The sequence below is a fragment of the Cupriavidus sp. P-10 genome, assembly GCF_003402535.2.
GTDB lineage: Bacteria > Pseudomonadota > Gammaproteobacteria > Burkholderiales > Burkholderiaceae > Cupriavidus.
In genome coordinates this window covers 505,469-519,255 of sequence record NZ_AP025171.1, presented here as the reverse complement: position 1 = coordinate 519,255, position 13,787 = coordinate 505,469, and the positions used below count along the sequence as shown (strand labels likewise).

General features: G+C 69.7%; 12 protein-coding genes. All 12 read right to left on the bottom strand.

The window, feature by feature from the left end; genetic code table 11:
* Positions 1-2: 2 nt before the first annotated feature.
* Positions 3-2,435 (bottom strand): efflux RND transporter permease subunit, encoded by a 2,433-nt coding sequence (locus CTP10_RS19490; RefSeq protein ID WP_116318659.1) that lies wholly within the window; start codon positions 2,433-2,435, stop codon positions 3-5.
* Positions 2,436-2,464: 29 nt separating this feature from the next.
* Entirely contained in the window at positions 2,465-3,427 is a 963-nt protein-coding gene (locus CTP10_RS19485) for a WD40/YVTN/BNR-like repeat-containing protein (protein ID WP_116318660.1), read from the bottom strand.
* A gap of 232 nt (positions 3,428-3,659) precedes the next feature.
* Entirely contained in the window at positions 3,660-4,862 is a 1,203-nt protein-coding gene (locus CTP10_RS19480; RefSeq protein ID WP_116318661.1) for an acetyl-CoA C-acyltransferase, read from the bottom strand.
* Between the two features lie 15 nt (positions 4,863-4,877).
* Positions 4,878-5,333: a MaoC family dehydratase gene (locus CTP10_RS19475; protein ID WP_116318662.1), complete on the bottom strand. Its 456-nt coding sequence runs from the start codon at positions 5,331-5,333 to the stop codon at positions 4,878-4,880.
* 165 nt (positions 5,334-5,498) lie between these two features.
* The gene (locus CTP10_RS19470; protein WP_116318663.1) at positions 5,499-6,302 is read right to left on the bottom strand and encodes an SDR family oxidoreductase; all 804 of its coding nucleotides are present in this window, start codon (positions 6,300-6,302) and stop codon (positions 5,499-5,501) included.
* Positions 6,299-7,510, bottom strand: coding sequence for an acyl-CoA dehydrogenase family protein (locus tag CTP10_RS19465; RefSeq protein ID WP_116318664.1), 1,212 nt, complete (start codon positions 7,508-7,510; stop codon positions 6,299-6,301). The genes CTP10_RS19470 and CTP10_RS19465 overlap by 4 nt, the downstream gene beginning before the upstream one ends.
* A complete protein-coding gene (locus tag CTP10_RS19460) occupies positions 7,507-8,664 on the bottom strand; it encodes an acyl-CoA dehydrogenase family protein (RefSeq protein WP_116318665.1) in 1,158 nt (385 codons plus the stop codon). The genes CTP10_RS19465 and CTP10_RS19460 overlap by 4 nt, the downstream gene beginning before the upstream one ends.
* 11 nt (positions 8,665-8,675) lie before the next feature.
* Positions 8,676-9,551: an SDR family oxidoreductase gene (locus CTP10_RS19455; RefSeq protein ID WP_116318666.1), complete on the bottom strand. Its 876-nt coding sequence runs from the start codon at positions 9,549-9,551 to the stop codon at positions 8,676-8,678.
* A gap of 10 nt (positions 9,552-9,561) precedes the next feature.
* A complete protein-coding gene (locus tag CTP10_RS19450) occupies positions 9,562-10,713 on the bottom strand; it encodes an acetyl-CoA C-acetyltransferase (RefSeq protein ID WP_116318938.1) in 1,152 nt (383 codons plus the stop codon).
* Between the two features lie 20 nt (positions 10,714-10,733).
* The gene (locus CTP10_RS19445; RefSeq protein ID WP_116318667.1) at positions 10,734-11,801 is read right to left on the bottom strand and encodes an acyl-CoA dehydrogenase family protein; all 1,068 of its coding nucleotides are present in this window, start codon (positions 11,799-11,801) and stop codon (positions 10,734-10,736) included.
* Positions 11,802-11,821: 20 nt separating this feature from the next.
* Positions 11,822-12,988, bottom strand: coding sequence for an acyl-CoA dehydrogenase family protein (locus CTP10_RS19440; RefSeq protein ID WP_116318668.1), 1,167 nt, complete (start codon positions 12,986-12,988; stop codon positions 11,822-11,824).
* Positions 12,978-13,769, bottom strand: a complete 792-nt coding sequence (locus CTP10_RS19435; protein ID WP_116318669.1) for an enoyl-CoA hydratase family protein — start codon at positions 13,767-13,769, stop codon at positions 12,978-12,980. The genes CTP10_RS19440 and CTP10_RS19435 overlap by 11 nt, the downstream gene beginning before the upstream one ends.
* Positions 13,770-13,787: the final 18 nt, after the last annotated feature.

The following is a 13,787-nucleotide window of genomic DNA, read 5'->3' as shown; positions in this document are numbered from 1 at the left end:
GCTCAGGCCGCATCGGATTTCAGGGCGTGCGCCGGCGGCGCGGTGTCTCCGCCCGCGGCAGCGGCAGCCGCCACGCGGGCACGCTCTTCATCCTCCACGCCCAGCCACGCGGCCAGCGCCGGCAGCAGCGACACCGCGCCGAACAGGTTCACCAGGAACATGAAGGCCAGCAGGATCCCCATGTCGGCCTGGAACTTGAGCGCGGCAAAGGCCCAGGTGCCCACGCCGATGCACATCGTCAGCGCCGTGAACAGCGCCGCCGAGCCGCGCTGGCGCATTGCCTCGGCGAAAGCCTGCGGCAGGTTCTGGCCTTCCTCGCGGATCTGGTGCTGGATGCGCTCGTACAGGTAGATGCCGTAGTCCACGCCAACCCCCACGCCCAGCGTGATGACCGGCAGCGTCGACACCTTCAGCCCGATGCCGAGGCGCGCCATCAGCGCATTGCACAGCACCGACACCAGCGTCAGCGGCACGATGATGCACAGCACCGCGCGCCACGAGCGGAACGTCAGCAGGCACAGCAGCGTGATCGCGCCGAAGATCGCCAGGAGCATTGCCACCTCGGCTTCCTCGACCGCCTCGTTGGTCGCCGCCATCACGCCGATATTGCCGCCGGCAAGGCGGAAGGCGACGTTGGGCGTCTTGTCGGTGGCGTTGAACCGGCGGATTTCCCGGATGATGTGGGCAATGGTCGCGCCCTCATGGTTGGCGGTGTAGATCAGCACCTGGATCGCCTGGCAGTTGGACGTATTCATGCCGTTGTCCGGGTCGTAGGCCTTGGCACCCTGCCCCAGGCCTTCGCTGCTGCGCGGCAGCGCCTCCCAGCGCGGGTTGCCCTCGTTGTAGGCGCCGATCACCACCTTGGCCAGCGACGACACGCTCACCACCGACTGCACGCCGGACACGCCCCGCATATGCATCTCGAAGCGCTCCACCGCACTCATCACCGGGTAGTGCAGGCAACCGTCGTCGAAGCCGGTCGGCTCCACCACCACGGTCAGCGCATCCGAACCGATGTTGTACTGTCCCACGATGCTGGCACTGTCGCGGTTGTAGCGCGAATCCGCGCGCAGCTCCGGCGCGCCGGTGCCGACGTCGCCGATCTTCAGGCCGCGCGATTCGATCGCGCCGGCCGCCAGCAGCGCCAGCGCCGCGACGAACACCCCTAGCGCGGGTGCCGGGCGCGCCAGCGCGCCGAACTTCTGCCACAGGCCGCCGCCACCCTGCGCGCGCCGCGCCTGCGAGCGCGCCAGCGCCGACGGCTCCAGCCGCGTGTACGACAGCAGGATCGGCAGGAACACCTTGTTGGTCACGATCATCAGCAGCACGCCCAGGCAGGCCGTGATACCAAGTTCGCGCACGATATCGATCTCGATGCGCATGATGACCATGAAGCCCAGCGCATTGGTCAGCAGCGCCACCGTGCCGGGGATGAACAGCTTGCGGAAGGCCCCGCTGGCGCTGTCCAGCGCGCTGTTCCCCTGCACCACCTCCTGCTTCCAGGCATTGGTCATCTGCACCGCGTGCGAGACCCCGATCGAGAAGATCAGGAACGGCACCAGGATCGACATCGGGTCGATGCCGTAGCCCAGCAGCGGCAACAGGCCCAGCAGCCAGCCCACCGGGAGCAGTGCCACCACCAGCGCCAGCACCGTGATGCGCAGCGAGCGCGTGTATAGCCACAACAGCAGCGCGGTCACGGCGAAGGCGAGCGCGAAGAAGCCCATCACGCCGGCGATGCCCTCTTCGACATCGCCCACCAGCTTGGCGAAGCCGACAATATTGACTTCGACATCGGTGCCGCTGAACTGCGCGCGGATCTTCTCCAGCTGGCGTGCGACGGAGCCGTAGTCGATGGTCTTGCCGGTAGCCGGATCGGTCTCGCGCAACTCGGCGCGGATCAGCGCGGACTTGAGGTCATTGCTGACCAGCCTGCCGATCTGCCCTGAGCGCGCCACATTGCGCCGCACCTTCTCCAGCTCCGCCGGCGCGCCGGAGAAGCGCCCCGGCACAACCACGTCGCCGCGGAAGCCGGCCTCGGTCACCTCGGTGTAGCGCACGTTGGGCGTGAACAGCGAGAACACGCGCGAGCGGTCCACGCCGGGGATGAAGAAAACTTCATCGGTGGCGCTGCGCAGCTTGTCCATGAAGGCGGCGTTGTAGATATCGCCGTCGCCCTTCCAGCGCAGGCTCACCAGCACGGTATTGGCACCGGAGAAGGTGCTCGCGTACTTGGTGAACACCTGCATGTACGGATGCTGCAGCGGGATCATCTTGTTGAAGCCCGGATCGAGCCGCAGGCGCGTGGCCGAGAAGCCCAGCGCCACGGTCACCGCCAGGCACAGCAACAGCAGCAGGCGGCGCCGGCGCATCAGCACGCTGGCGCAGCCATCGACGAAGCGGCCCAGGCGGCCGGGGGATTGGGAGCGGGTCATGATCGTTCTCGCGTTCGGTGAGGCGGGGGTCAGCGATTTGCGGCGAGTGTCGCGCCGGCAAGGCCGCTGCTGCCACCCAGCGCCAGCTTGTCTTTAGCGGCAGGCACCAGCGCCGCCAGCGTCTGCGGGCTGCCGGCGGGCAACGGCGCAAAATGGCGCCCGCCATCGGCGGAGATCACCAGCGTGCCCCCCTGCCCGGCCAGCACGATGCGGCCGTCCGGCAACTCGGCACCGCCGAAGAACGAGGTGCGCAGTGCGATCTCGGCGGCCTGCCAGGTGGTGCCGAAATCCTCGCTGCGCAGCGCGTTGCCGCGCATGCCGAAGGCCAGCCAGGCGCCGTCGCGCAGCGGCAGCACGCCGTACAGCGAGCCTTCATAGGGAGTCTTGACCGGCTCCCAGCGGCCGCCGCCATCGGCCGAGCGCAGCACCAGCCCGGCTTCGCCGACCAGCATCAGGCGCCCCTGCCCGTCGCCGGCGATGGCGTTGAGGTGGCGGTCCTGCATGGCCTTGTCAGCGGCCTCTTCCCAATGCCTGCCCTGGTCGCGCGACACCAGGAAACGGCCGAAGCTGCCCACGGCGAACCACGGCCCGTTGCGCTGCGCCAGGGCACCCAGCAGGGGGTCGGACGATTGCGCGTCGAAGGCGACCTGCTGCCAGTGCGTGCCGCCATCCTCCGTGCGCAGGATCAGGCCGCTGTGGCCGACCGCGATGCCTTGGCGGCTGTCGGCAAAGGCCGCCTGCGTCAGCGTGGCACCCTGGGGCTTGTCAACGGCGGCCACGCGCCAGTCGCGACCCTGATCATCGCTGAACAGGATCTTGCCGCGCTCGCCCACGGCCACCAGACGCTCGCCGGCGCGGGCGATGCCGTTGACCTGCAGGCCGTCGGGGCGCAGCGCGGTGGCCGGGAACGGCGGCAGCGGGCGCGGCGCGAAGGCCCAGACCGCGGTGGCCAGCACGGCCAGCGACATGGCGATGCCGATCAGTCGTTTCATGTGTCTCCTCCGATTGGAGTGGTGGCAGGCGGCCTCGTGGCGGGCCGTACGTTGCCGGGGCTGCTTCGATAAGCAGAATGTTTGCTCCCCTCTCCCGCTTGCGGGAGAGGGGCCGGGGGAGAGGGCAGCGCGTGGCAAGCATCGCAACGCATCACTTCATGGAGGCTCCTGCCCTCTCCCCCGCCCCTCTCCCATGAATGGGAGAGGGGTGAAAACCAGCGGCTTTCTTTTGCTACAGGACGTCGAACAGCGCGGCAGCACCCATGCCGCCGCCAATGCACATCGTCACCACCGCCTGCTGCACGCCACGGCGCCGGCCTTCGATCAACGCATGCGCGGTCATGCGCGCGCCCGACATGCCGAACGGATGCCCAACCGAAATCGCGCCGCCATTCACGTTCAGCCGCGCATCCGGGATGCCCAGCTTCTGCTGGCAGTACAACACCTGGCAGGCAAAGGCCTCGTTCAGCTCCCACAGGCCCACATCCGCCACCGTCATGCCATGGCGCGCGAGCAGCTTCGGCACCGCGAAAACAGGACCGATGCCCATTTCATCCGGCGCGCAGCCCGCCACCGCCATGCCGCGGTAGCGCCCCAGCGGGCGCAGCCCACGGCGGCGCGCCTCGTCGGCGCTCATCAGCAGCACCGCCGCGGCGCCGTCAGACAGTTGCGAGGCATTGCCGGCGGTGATGTGCTCGCCTTCGGCTACCGCCTGTCCGCCGCTCCAGACAGGCTTGAGCGCCGCCAGGCTCGCGGCGGTGGTATCGGGCCGGTTGCATTCGTCCTGTACGAGCTTCACGCTCTCGTGCCCCGTCAGCGCGCCGGCCTTGTCGAACAGCGCGCGGCGCGTTTCCAGCGGCACGATCTCATCGTCGAAGGCACCGCGGCGCTGCGCCTCGGCGGTGCGCTGCTGGCTGCGCCAGGCGTAGGCGTCCTGTTCGGCGCGGCTGATGCCATAGCGGCGCGCCACCACCTCGGCGGTCTCGATCATCGCCATGTAGGCGGCCGGCTGCCGCGCCAGCACCGCTTCGGACTGGGCGCGGTAGCTGTTCTTGTGCTTGTTCTGCGTCAGCGAGATCGATTCCGCGCCACCCGCCACGATGATGTCGGCCTCGCCGCACTGGATCGCGCGCGCACCCGCGGCGATCGTCATCAGGCCCGAGCCGCACATGCGGTCCATGGTCATGCCCGGCACGCTGTCGGGCAGCCCCGCCGCCACCGCGCACAGGCGGCCCAGGTTGTAGCCCTGGGTGCCCTGCTGCGCGGCCGCGCCGATCAGCACGTCGTCGACCTCGGCCGGGTCAACGCCCGCGCGCTCGACCACCGCGCGCACCACATGGCCGCCCAGTACCGGGGTTTCGGTATCGTTGAAGGCGCCACGGAAGGCCTTGCCGATGGGGGTGCGCGCGACGGCGACGATGACTGCGTCTTTCATGCTCGATTCCTTGGTTCAGAAGTAGTAGCGGCTGATCGTCTCGGCCACGCAGGCGGGCTTGGCCTCGCCCTCGATCTCCACTGTGACGCGCACCACCGACTGCACGCCGCCTGGCAGCGACTCGGCGCGTATCAACTCACCCACGCCCCGCACGCGGGCGCCCACGCGCACCGGCGCGGGGAAACGAACCTTGTCGCAGCCGTAGTTGACGCCGAACTTCATGCCTTCGACGGTGACCAGTTCCGGCAGGAACTGGTTGACCAGGGCCAGCGTCAGGTAGCCGTGGGCGATGCAGGCGCCGTAGGGGCCTTGCGCGGCGCGTTCGGGGTCGACGTGCAGCCACTGGTGGTCGCCGGTGGCGTGGGCGAACTGGTTGACCTGGTCCTGGGTGATGCGGGTCCAGGGGCTTTCGCCGAGCGGTTGGCCTGCGGCGGCGTGGATGTCCTGTGCGGAGCGGAAGATTCTTGGCATTGCTGTTTCCTGTGTTTCCTCACCATGGCGGCCTGATTTGCCGACAGATCCATCACTCCCGCTTGTTTGCTCCCCTCTCCCGCAGGCGGGAGAGGGGAGCCTCTGCCAGGGGTGGCGGCCGGCACCAACCCTTTCGCATACCGCCAGCGCCACCTTGTCAGTGCTTCAAGCCCGCTGGCTGCTCACCGGCAGCACCTCACCTGTCATGTACGAGGCATAGTCGCTGGCCAGGAACACCATCACATTCGCTACCTCCCACACCTCCGCCGCACGCCCGAACGCTTCGCGCTCGCTGAGCTGGCGCAGCAAATCCGCCGGCGCCGACTTCTTCAGGAAGTCATGCAGCGCGATGCTCGGCGCCACCGCATTGATGCGCACGCCAAACTCCGCGGCCTCCATCGCACTGCAGCGGGTCAGCGCCATCACCCCGGCCTTGGCCGCGGCGTAGTGCGACTGTTCCTTCTGCGCCCGCCAGCCGAGCACCGAGGCGTTGTTGACGATGGCGCCGCGCCGGCGCGCCTGCATGTGCGGCAGCATCGCGCGCGTCATGCGGAAGGTGCCGGTGAGGGAAATATCGATCACGCGCGACCACTCGGCATCGTCCATATCAACTAGGCGGCGCGAGCCGCCCAGCCCGGCGTTGTTGATCAGCACGTCGGTGCCGCCGAGCGCCTCTTCCGCGGCAGCCACAAGGGCGCGTACCTGCGCTTCGTCGGACACATCGCAAAGCTGTCCATGGATCGCCTGCAGCCCTGTTTCCGCACGCAAGCGCGCTACGGCTTCGTCCAGCCGCCTGGGATGGACGTCGGAGATCATCAGCGCGCGGCAGCCCTCCTCCGCGCAGCGGCGCGCGGCGGCAAAGCCGATGCCGACGCCCGCGGCCGCGGTGATCAGGACGCTCTTGCCGGCGAGCAGTTGGTGGCCGGGCACATAGGCCGGAACGGCGGGAGCTTCGGTGTTAAGGGTCATGACTGTCCTCGGGCCTCGCGCGGCATGCCGAGGCCGCGTTCGGCAATGATGTTGAGCTGGATTTCGTTGGTACCGGCGTAGATCGTGTCGGCGCGCGAGAACAGCGCCATCTGCTGCAGCCGGGTGCGGCGCACATCGCCCGTCTCGCCGGCGTCCAGCACGTTGGCCAGCGGGCCCAGCACGTCCAGCGCGAGCTGGCCCAGGTCGCGGTGCCAGTTGGACCAGTAGTACTTGTAGATCAGCGCCTCGCGCTGCAACGCGGTGCCCCCGTCCTGGCCCGCCTGCGCCGCGCCGGCCAGCATGCGCAGCGCATTGGCGCGCATCACCCTCAGGCCGGCCCAGGCGCGCGCGATGCGCTGGCGCACCAGCGCGTCGCGGCTGCTGCCGTTGTCGCGCGCGGCCTGCGCCACCCACTCCAGCTCATGTGTGAACTGCATCTGCTGGCCGAGCGTGGAGATCCCGCGCTCAAATCCGAGCAGCGCCATGGCGATGCGCCAGCCGTCTCCGGGCTCGCCCAGCACGTCGGCCGCCGCCGCCCGTGCGCCATCGAAGAAAACCTCGTTGAATTCGGCGCCGCCGCCCATCTGCCGGATCGGGCGGATCTCGATGCCGGGCTGGTCCAGCGGCAGCATCAGGAAGATCAGGCCCTTGCTGCCGCGCGAGCCGGGCTCGCAGCGCGCCAGCACGAAAATCCAGTCGGAATCGTGCGCGAGCGAGGTCCATACCTTCTGGCCGCTGACCAGCCAGTCGCCGCTGGCGGGATCGCGTACCGCGCGCGTGCGCACATTGGCCAGGTCCGAGCCCGCGCCGGGCTCCGAATAGCCCTGGCACCAGAACGTGGTGCCATTGCGGATGCCGGGCAGCAGGCGCGCCTTCTGGTCCCCGGTGCCGAAGGCGATCAGCGTCGGCCCGATCAGCCCTTCGCCGATATGGCCCATGCGGCCCGGGCCGCCGGCGCGCGCATATTCCTCATGGAAGATCACCTGCTGCATCACCGGCAGCTCGCGCCCGCCATGCGCGCGCGGCCAACCCAGGCCGGTCCAGCCGCCTTCGGCAAGCCGCCGTTCCCAGGCCTTGCGCAACTCGGGGAAAGCGTCTTCGTCGCCGGGGCCGCCGCGGTGTTTCAGGCAGGCGAATTCGCCGGCCAGGTGGGCGGCCATCCATTGCGCCACCTCGGCGCGGAATGCCGACTCTTCGTGCGCAGTCATGCTGTCCTCCAGGCGTGCGGGCCGCTATCGACGAATTGGGCGAGGTATGCGAGCGCGGCACCGGCGCCGCCCAGCCAGTGGCTGGCGGCCTGTGCGCGCTTGAAATAAAGCTGGGGGTCGTATTCCCAGGTAAAACCGACCCCGCCATGCAGCTGGATGGCCTCCTGCGCGTTGAAGCGCAGGGCTTCGTCGGCGGCAACGGAAGCGGCGGCGATTTCCTGACGGGCCTCGGCCAGGTCGGCGGATTCCCATGCCTGCGCCGCGCCATACACCGCCGAGCGCGCGGCCTCGACCAGCACCATCATCCGCGCGCAGCGGTGCTTGACCGCCTGGAATGAGGCGATGGCGCGGCCGAACTGGATGCGCTCCGACACATAGGCGACGGTGAGATCCAGGCATTGCTGGGCCGCGCCGAGCTGCTCGGCCGCCAGCATCAGCTTGCCGTGCCACCAGGCTTGCGCCAGACCCCGCACCGCGTCGTCCCCGCGTGCCAGGCAGGCACTTGCCGGAACGGCCAGGCCGTCCAGCCGCAGCGAGGCCAGCGGGCGCGTACGGTCGAGCGTGTCGAGCGGTGCCAGCGTGAATCGCGCATCCTGTGCCAGCGCAGCGGGCTCCAGCAGGAACAGCGCGGGTGTGCCGTCCTCGAACCGCGCCGGCACCAGCAGCCAGTCGGCGCCGGCGGCATCGGCCACCTGGGCGGCGCTTCCGTGCAGTACGAAGCCGTGCGCGCTTGCCAGCGCACGGATCGCGACACCGTCGTAGTGCCAGCCGGCATCGTCCGGCAGCACCGCCGCGGCACGGGACTCGCCAGCGGCCAGCCGTTCCAGCCACTGCGCGCTGCGGGCAAGGCTGCCCTGCAGCCACGGCGCCGCCACGCAGGCGGTGGACCAGAACGGCACGCAGGCCAGGCGCTGCCCCAGTTGCTCCTGCAGCAGCACCAGCCCCGGCGCGCCGAGGCCGGCACCGCCCACGGCTTCGGGCAACGCGATGCCGCACCAGCCAAGGTCGCCGGCGATCGCGCGCCACAGCGCGTCATCGTGCGCCGGACCCGCCTCGGTCACGCGCCGCACCGCCGCCGAATCGCTGTGCGTGGCAAGGTAGTCGCGCGCGCTGTCGCGGACCATCTGGTGTTCGACAGAAATGGAGAAGTCCATGGCCGTCGTGCTCAGCTGCCGTAGACCGCCTGGGGCGGCAGGGCCTGCGCCAGCAGTCCGGCCACCGCCACGCCCACTTCCGCCGGCTGCCAGCGCCCGCCCTTGTCGGCCTTCGGGCCGGTGCGCCAGCCGTCGGCCACGGACACCATGCCGCCCGCCGCCTCGAACATGCGGCCGTTGACCTGTGCAGAGTCAGCGCTGCCCAGCCACACCACCAGCGGCGCGACGTTGGCCGGGTCGTAGTAGTCGAAGCCGCCTTCTGGCGCTTTCATCATGTCGGCGAAGACCTGCTCGGTCATGCCGGTGCGCGCGGCCGGCGCCAGTGCGTTGGCGGTGATGCCGTAGCGGCCCAGTTCGGCCGCCTGCACCAGCGTCAGCGCGGCAATGCCGGCCTTGGCGGCGGCGTAGTTGGATTGCCCGACCGAACCCTGCAGGCCCGCGCCGGAACTGGTGTTGATGATGCGTGCGTCCACGGCGCGGCCAGCCTTGGCCGCATCGCGCCACCGCCTGGCCAGCAAGTTGGCCAGGCAGAAGTGGCCGCGCAGGTGCACGCGCATGACATCGTCCCAGTCCGCCTCGGTCAGGCTGACGAACATGCGGTCGCGGCAGATGCCTGCGTTGTTGACCAGCACGTGCACTTCGCCAAACGCCTCGACCGCGGCATCGACGATGCGCTGCGCGGTGGCGAGCTGCGTGATGTCGTCATCGCTGGCCTTTGCACTGCCGCCAGCGCCGCGGATTTCCGCGCAGACCGCTTCGGCCGCCTCGCGCCGGATGTCGTTGACGACCACGTTGGCGCCCTCGGCGCCGAAGGCCAGCGCATAGGCACGGCCCAGCCCGCCGCCGGCGCCGGTGATGATGACGGTGCGTCCGTCGCAAATACCCATGGCGGTCTCCTTACAACCGTTCGATGATGGTGACGTTGGCCAGGCCGCCGCCTTCGCACATGGTCTGCAGGCCGTAGCGGCCGCCGGTGCGTTCCAGTTCATGCAGCAGCGTGGTCATCAGGCGCGCGCCGGTGGCCCCCAGCGGGTGGCCCAGCGCGATCGCGCCGCCGTTGGGGTTGGTGCGCTCGGGCGCGTAGCCGGTCTCGGCCAGCCACGCCATCGCCACCGAGGCAAAGGCCTCGTTGATCTCGACTACGTCGATATCCGACAGACGCAGGCCGCTGCGTTCCAGCGCGCGCTTCGTTGCCGGAATCGGCGCGGTCAGCATCCACAGCGGGTCGTCGCCCATCACGCTCATATGCGCGATGCGCGCGCGCGGCTTGAGCTGGTAGCGCTTGAGCGCGTCCTCGGAGACGATCAGCAGCGCGGCGGCGGCATCGGCGGTCTGGCTCGACACTGCCGCGGTCAGCGCGCTGCCCGGCATCAGCGGTTCCAGCGCGGCCATCTTCGCCAGCGTGGTATCAGGGCGCGGCGTCTCGTCCTGCATCACGCCTTCGCACGGCACGATCTCGCGGGCGAAACGGCCGCCCTCGATCGCGGCCGCGGCGCGCTGGTGGCTTTGCAGCGCATACGCTTCCATGGCCTCGCGCGACAGCTTCCAGTGCTCGGCAATGCGCTGCGCGGCATGGAACTGCGACACCGGCGCATCGCCGAAGCGCGCCTGCCAGCCCTTGCTGCCCGAGAACGGATCGGCAAAGCCCAGCGACTGCCCGGCCAGCATGGCCGACGAGATCGGGATCTGCGTCATGGTCTGCACGCCGCCGGCGATCACCACGTCCTGCGTGCCGCTCATCACTGCCTGCGCGGCAAAGTGCACGGCCTGCTGCGACGAGCCGCACTGGCGGTCCACGGTCACGCCCGGCACCGTCAGCGGCAGGCCGGCGGCCAGCCACGCGCTGCGGGCGATATTGCCGGCCAGCGGGCCGATGGTGTCGACGCAGCCGAACACCACGTCGTCATGGTCTTCTGCGGGAATGCCGTTGCGGCGCACCAGCTCGGCCAGCACAAAGCCGCCCAGGTCGGCGCCGTGCACGTGCGACAGTCCGCCCTTGCGGCGCCCGGTGGGCGTGCGCAGGGCATCAACGATATAGGCGTCTTTCATGGTCATTGCTCTCTTTGGATTCAGGCGAAGGTCGCTCCGGCGCCGATGTCATGCTCGCCGTCCAGGATGTGCGCGCCCAGGCGCGCCTTGTGGAAAGCCCGGTCGCCCCAGCTGCCCGCCAGTGCCCAGGCCCGCTTGGTGAAGATCTGCAGGTCCAGCTCCCAGGTGTAGCCCATCGCGCCATGCACCTGGATCGCCTGGCGTGCCGCGGCCCACGCGCAGCGGGCGGCTGCGATGCGGGCGTGCGAGACATGCAGGCCCGCATCCGGCAGGCCATGCGCCAGCGCGGCGGCGGCGCGCAGCAGCACCGGCTTGGCGAATTCAAGCTGGATCGCCACGTCGGCCAGCAGGTGCTTGACCGCCTGGTAGGCGCCGATGGCCTTGCCGAACTGCTTGCGCTGGGCGCTGTAGTCGATCGCCAGGTCGAGCATGCGCTGCGTCAATCCCAACTGCTGCGCGGCCACGCCGAGCGCGCCACGGTTCAGCGCCATGTCCCACAGGCCGGTGCCGACGGGGATCAGTTCGGTGCTCGCGTCGGGCTGCCACGCCAGCTCGAACAACCGGCGCGACGGATCGAGGCCGGTGCGCGGCGTGAGCGTGGCCTGGTCTGGGCGCAGCAGGTGGACCGCGCCTTCGTGCGCACAGAGGATGGCGTCGGCGACATGGGCGTCGGCCACCAGTCGCTCCTGCGGATGCGCCACCGCCACGCGGGCCTCGCCGGCGGCGATGCGCTCCAGCAGCGCGGCGCAGCGCTCGCGCGCCGACGCATACGGGGCAGTGGCTAGTGCATCGCGGAGCAGGCCGGTTGCCACCAGCGCGGTGTCGAGCAGCGGCTCAGGCAGCGCGAAGTAGCCGCATGCCTGCGCCAGCGGCGCCCATTCCACCTCGCCCAGCCCCAGCCCGCCCTGCTCCTGCGGCACCATCAGCGCGGCTAGCCCCTGGTCGGCAAGCTGGCGCCACAGCGCGTCGGAGCGGCCGGTCCCGGTGCTCCACAGCTCGCGCGTCAGCTCGGGCGTCATCTCGGTCATCAGGAAGCGCCGGATCGCCTCGGCAAACTGTTCCTGCTCTTCCGTCAATGCGAAATCCATGGTGTTTCCCCCGGGTGCCGTCATGCGCGCGGCATGCCGAGCAGGCGCTCGGCGACGATATTGCGCTGGATCTCGTTGGTGCCGGCATAGATCGGCCCGGCCTGCGAGAACAGGAAGCCATCCAGCCAGTGGCCGAGCGAACCCGGCGGCTGGCCGGCGGGGGCGACTTCCGCCGCCTGCCCCAGGATGGCCAGCGCGGTATCGTGCATATGGATGTCCAGCTCGGACCAGAACACCTTGTTCGTGCTCGACTCCGCGCCGATATGGCCGCCGCGCACCAGCCGGCTCGCGGTGGCATAGGTGGACAGCGTGTAGGCCTCGGCGTCCATCCACGCGCGCAGCACCGCGTCGCGCAGCGCGGGATCGCGGTCCGCCGCCTCGCGGTTGGCCTGGTACAGCCCGACCAGCGCGCGGGCAGTCTCCTGGAAGCGTGCTGGCGAGCGCAGCATCAGGCCGCGTTCGAAGCCGGCGGTCGCCATCGCCACCTGCCAGCCGGCACCTTCTGCCGCCAGCCGGTTTTCCACCGGCACGCGCACGTCGTCGAAGAAAATTTCGGCAAAACCGGTCTGGCCGTTGAGCTGGCGGATCGGGCGCACGGTGATGCCCGGCGTATCCAGCGGCACCAGCACGAAGGTCAGCCCGTGATGCCGTGTCGAGGCCGGATCGGTGCGGAACAGCCCGAACAGCCAGTCCGCCCACACCGCCCGCGTCGACCAGATCTTCTGGCCGTTGATCACATAGTCATCGCCGTCGCGGATCGCGCTGCAGCGGATCGCGGCCATGTCGGAGCCGGCGTTCGGCTCCGACCAGCCCTGCGCCCAGATATGCTCGCCCGAGGCCATGCGCGGCAGGAAGCGCGCCTTCTGCGCCGCGGTGCCGAATTCCATCAGCGTGGGCCCGAGCAGGAAGATGCCGTTCTGGTTGACGCGCATCGGCGCGCCGGCACGCCAGTACTCTTCCTCGAAGATCAGCCACTCGATCAGGTCGCAGCCGCGCCCGCCCAGCTCGGCCGGCCACGTGACCATGCTCCAGCGGCCCTGGTTGAGCGTGGCTTCCCAGGCTCGGTGCTGGGCAAAGCCCTCCTCGGTGTCGAAGCTGGCCAGCGGCGTGCGCGGCACGTGCGCGGCCATCCAGTCGCGCACCTCGGCGCGGAAGGCGCGCTGGGCGTCGGTGTATTCAAGCTGCATCGCGCGCCCCTTGTGAGAAGCTGGCTTCGCGCCGTTCGACAAACGCGGCGCGCGCTTCGCCGGAATCCGCGCTCATATAGGCCTGCAGCGTGAAGCCCTGCTCCCAACGGTACTTGTCTTCCAGGTTGCCGTCTTCCACGCCGTTGAGCGCTTCCTTGGCGAGCTGCAGCATGGCCGGGCTCTTGGCCGCGATCTGGCGGCCAAGGGTCATCGCGGTGTCGCGCAGTTCAGCGCGCGGGACCACGCGCTCCACGGCGCCAAGGCGATACGCCTCGGCAGCATCGATCATCTCGCCGGTGAAGTACATCGCCCTGACCTTCTGCACGCCGAACATGCGCTGCAGGTGCGCGCCGCCGCCCATGGCGCCGCGGTCGATTTCCGGCACGCCAAAGCGCGCGCATTCCGAAGCGATGAGGATGTCGGCGGCGCCGCAGATGCCGATGCCGCCGCCGAGCACGAAGCCGTGCACGGCCACGATGACCGGCTTGGGATTGCGGTGCACGGCGCGGAAGGTCGAATAGTTGCCGGCATTGACGTCAATGATGCGCTCCGGGTGCGCCGACAGCTCCTTGATATCCACGCCCGCGCAGAAGCCGCGGCCTTCGCCGCGCAGCACGATCACGCGGACGTCGGGATCGGCGCCGAGGCGGTCGATGGCGGCGGCCAGCGCGTGCCAGCCGGCGTTGTCGAGCGCGTTGACGGGCGGATGGTCGATCACCAGTTCGGCGATGCCGTCGGCGATTTCGATACGGAACGGCCCGGTCTTGGGGTTCGTTTGCATGATTTCCTCTGTCTCTGG

Bases quoted from the DNA above. Each gene is read 5' to 3' on its own strand.
- CTP10_RS19490 (WP_116318659.1), bottom strand. From the start codon at position 2,435: ATGACCCGCTCCCAATCCCCCGGCCGCCTGGGCCGCTTCGTCGATGGC.
- CTP10_RS19445 (WP_116318667.1), bottom strand. From the start codon at position 11,801: ATGGATTTCGCATTGACGGAAGAGCAGGAACAGTTTGCCGAGGCGATC.
- CTP10_RS19450 (WP_116318938.1), bottom strand. From the start codon at position 10,713: ATGAAAGACGCCTATATCGTTGATGCCCTGCGCACGCCCACCGGGCGC.
- CTP10_RS19435 (WP_116318669.1), bottom strand. From the start codon at position 13,769: ATGCAAACGAACCCCAAGACCGGGCCGTTCCGTATCGAAATCGCCGAC.
- CTP10_RS19480 (WP_116318661.1), bottom strand. From the start codon at position 4,862: ATGAAAGACGCAGTCATCGTCGCCGTCGCGCGCACCCCCATCGGCAAG.
- CTP10_RS19460 (WP_116318665.1), bottom strand. From the start codon at position 8,664: ATGGACTTCTCCATTTCTGTCGAACACCAGATGGTCCGCGACAGCGCG.
- CTP10_RS19455 (WP_116318666.1), bottom strand. From the start codon at position 9,551: ATGGGTATTTGCGACGGACGCACCGTCATCATCACCGGCGCCGGCGGC.
- CTP10_RS19475 (WP_116318662.1), bottom strand. From the start codon at position 5,333: ATGCCAAGAATCTTCCGCTCCGCACAGGACATCCACGCCGCCGCAGGC.
- CTP10_RS19485 (WP_116318660.1), bottom strand. From the start codon at position 3,427: ATGAAACGACTGATCGGCATCGCCATGTCGCTGGCCGTGCTGGCCACC.
- CTP10_RS19465 (WP_116318664.1), bottom strand. From the start codon at position 7,510: ATGACTGCGCACGAAGAGTCGGCATTCCGCGCCGAGGTGGCGCAATGG.
- CTP10_RS19470 (WP_116318663.1), bottom strand. From the start codon at position 6,302: ATGACCCTTAACACCGAAGCTCCCGCCGTTCCGGCCTATGTGCCCGGC.
- CTP10_RS19440 (WP_116318668.1), bottom strand. From the start codon at position 12,988: ATGCAGCTTGAATACACCGACGCCCAGCGCGCCTTCCGCGCCGAGGTG.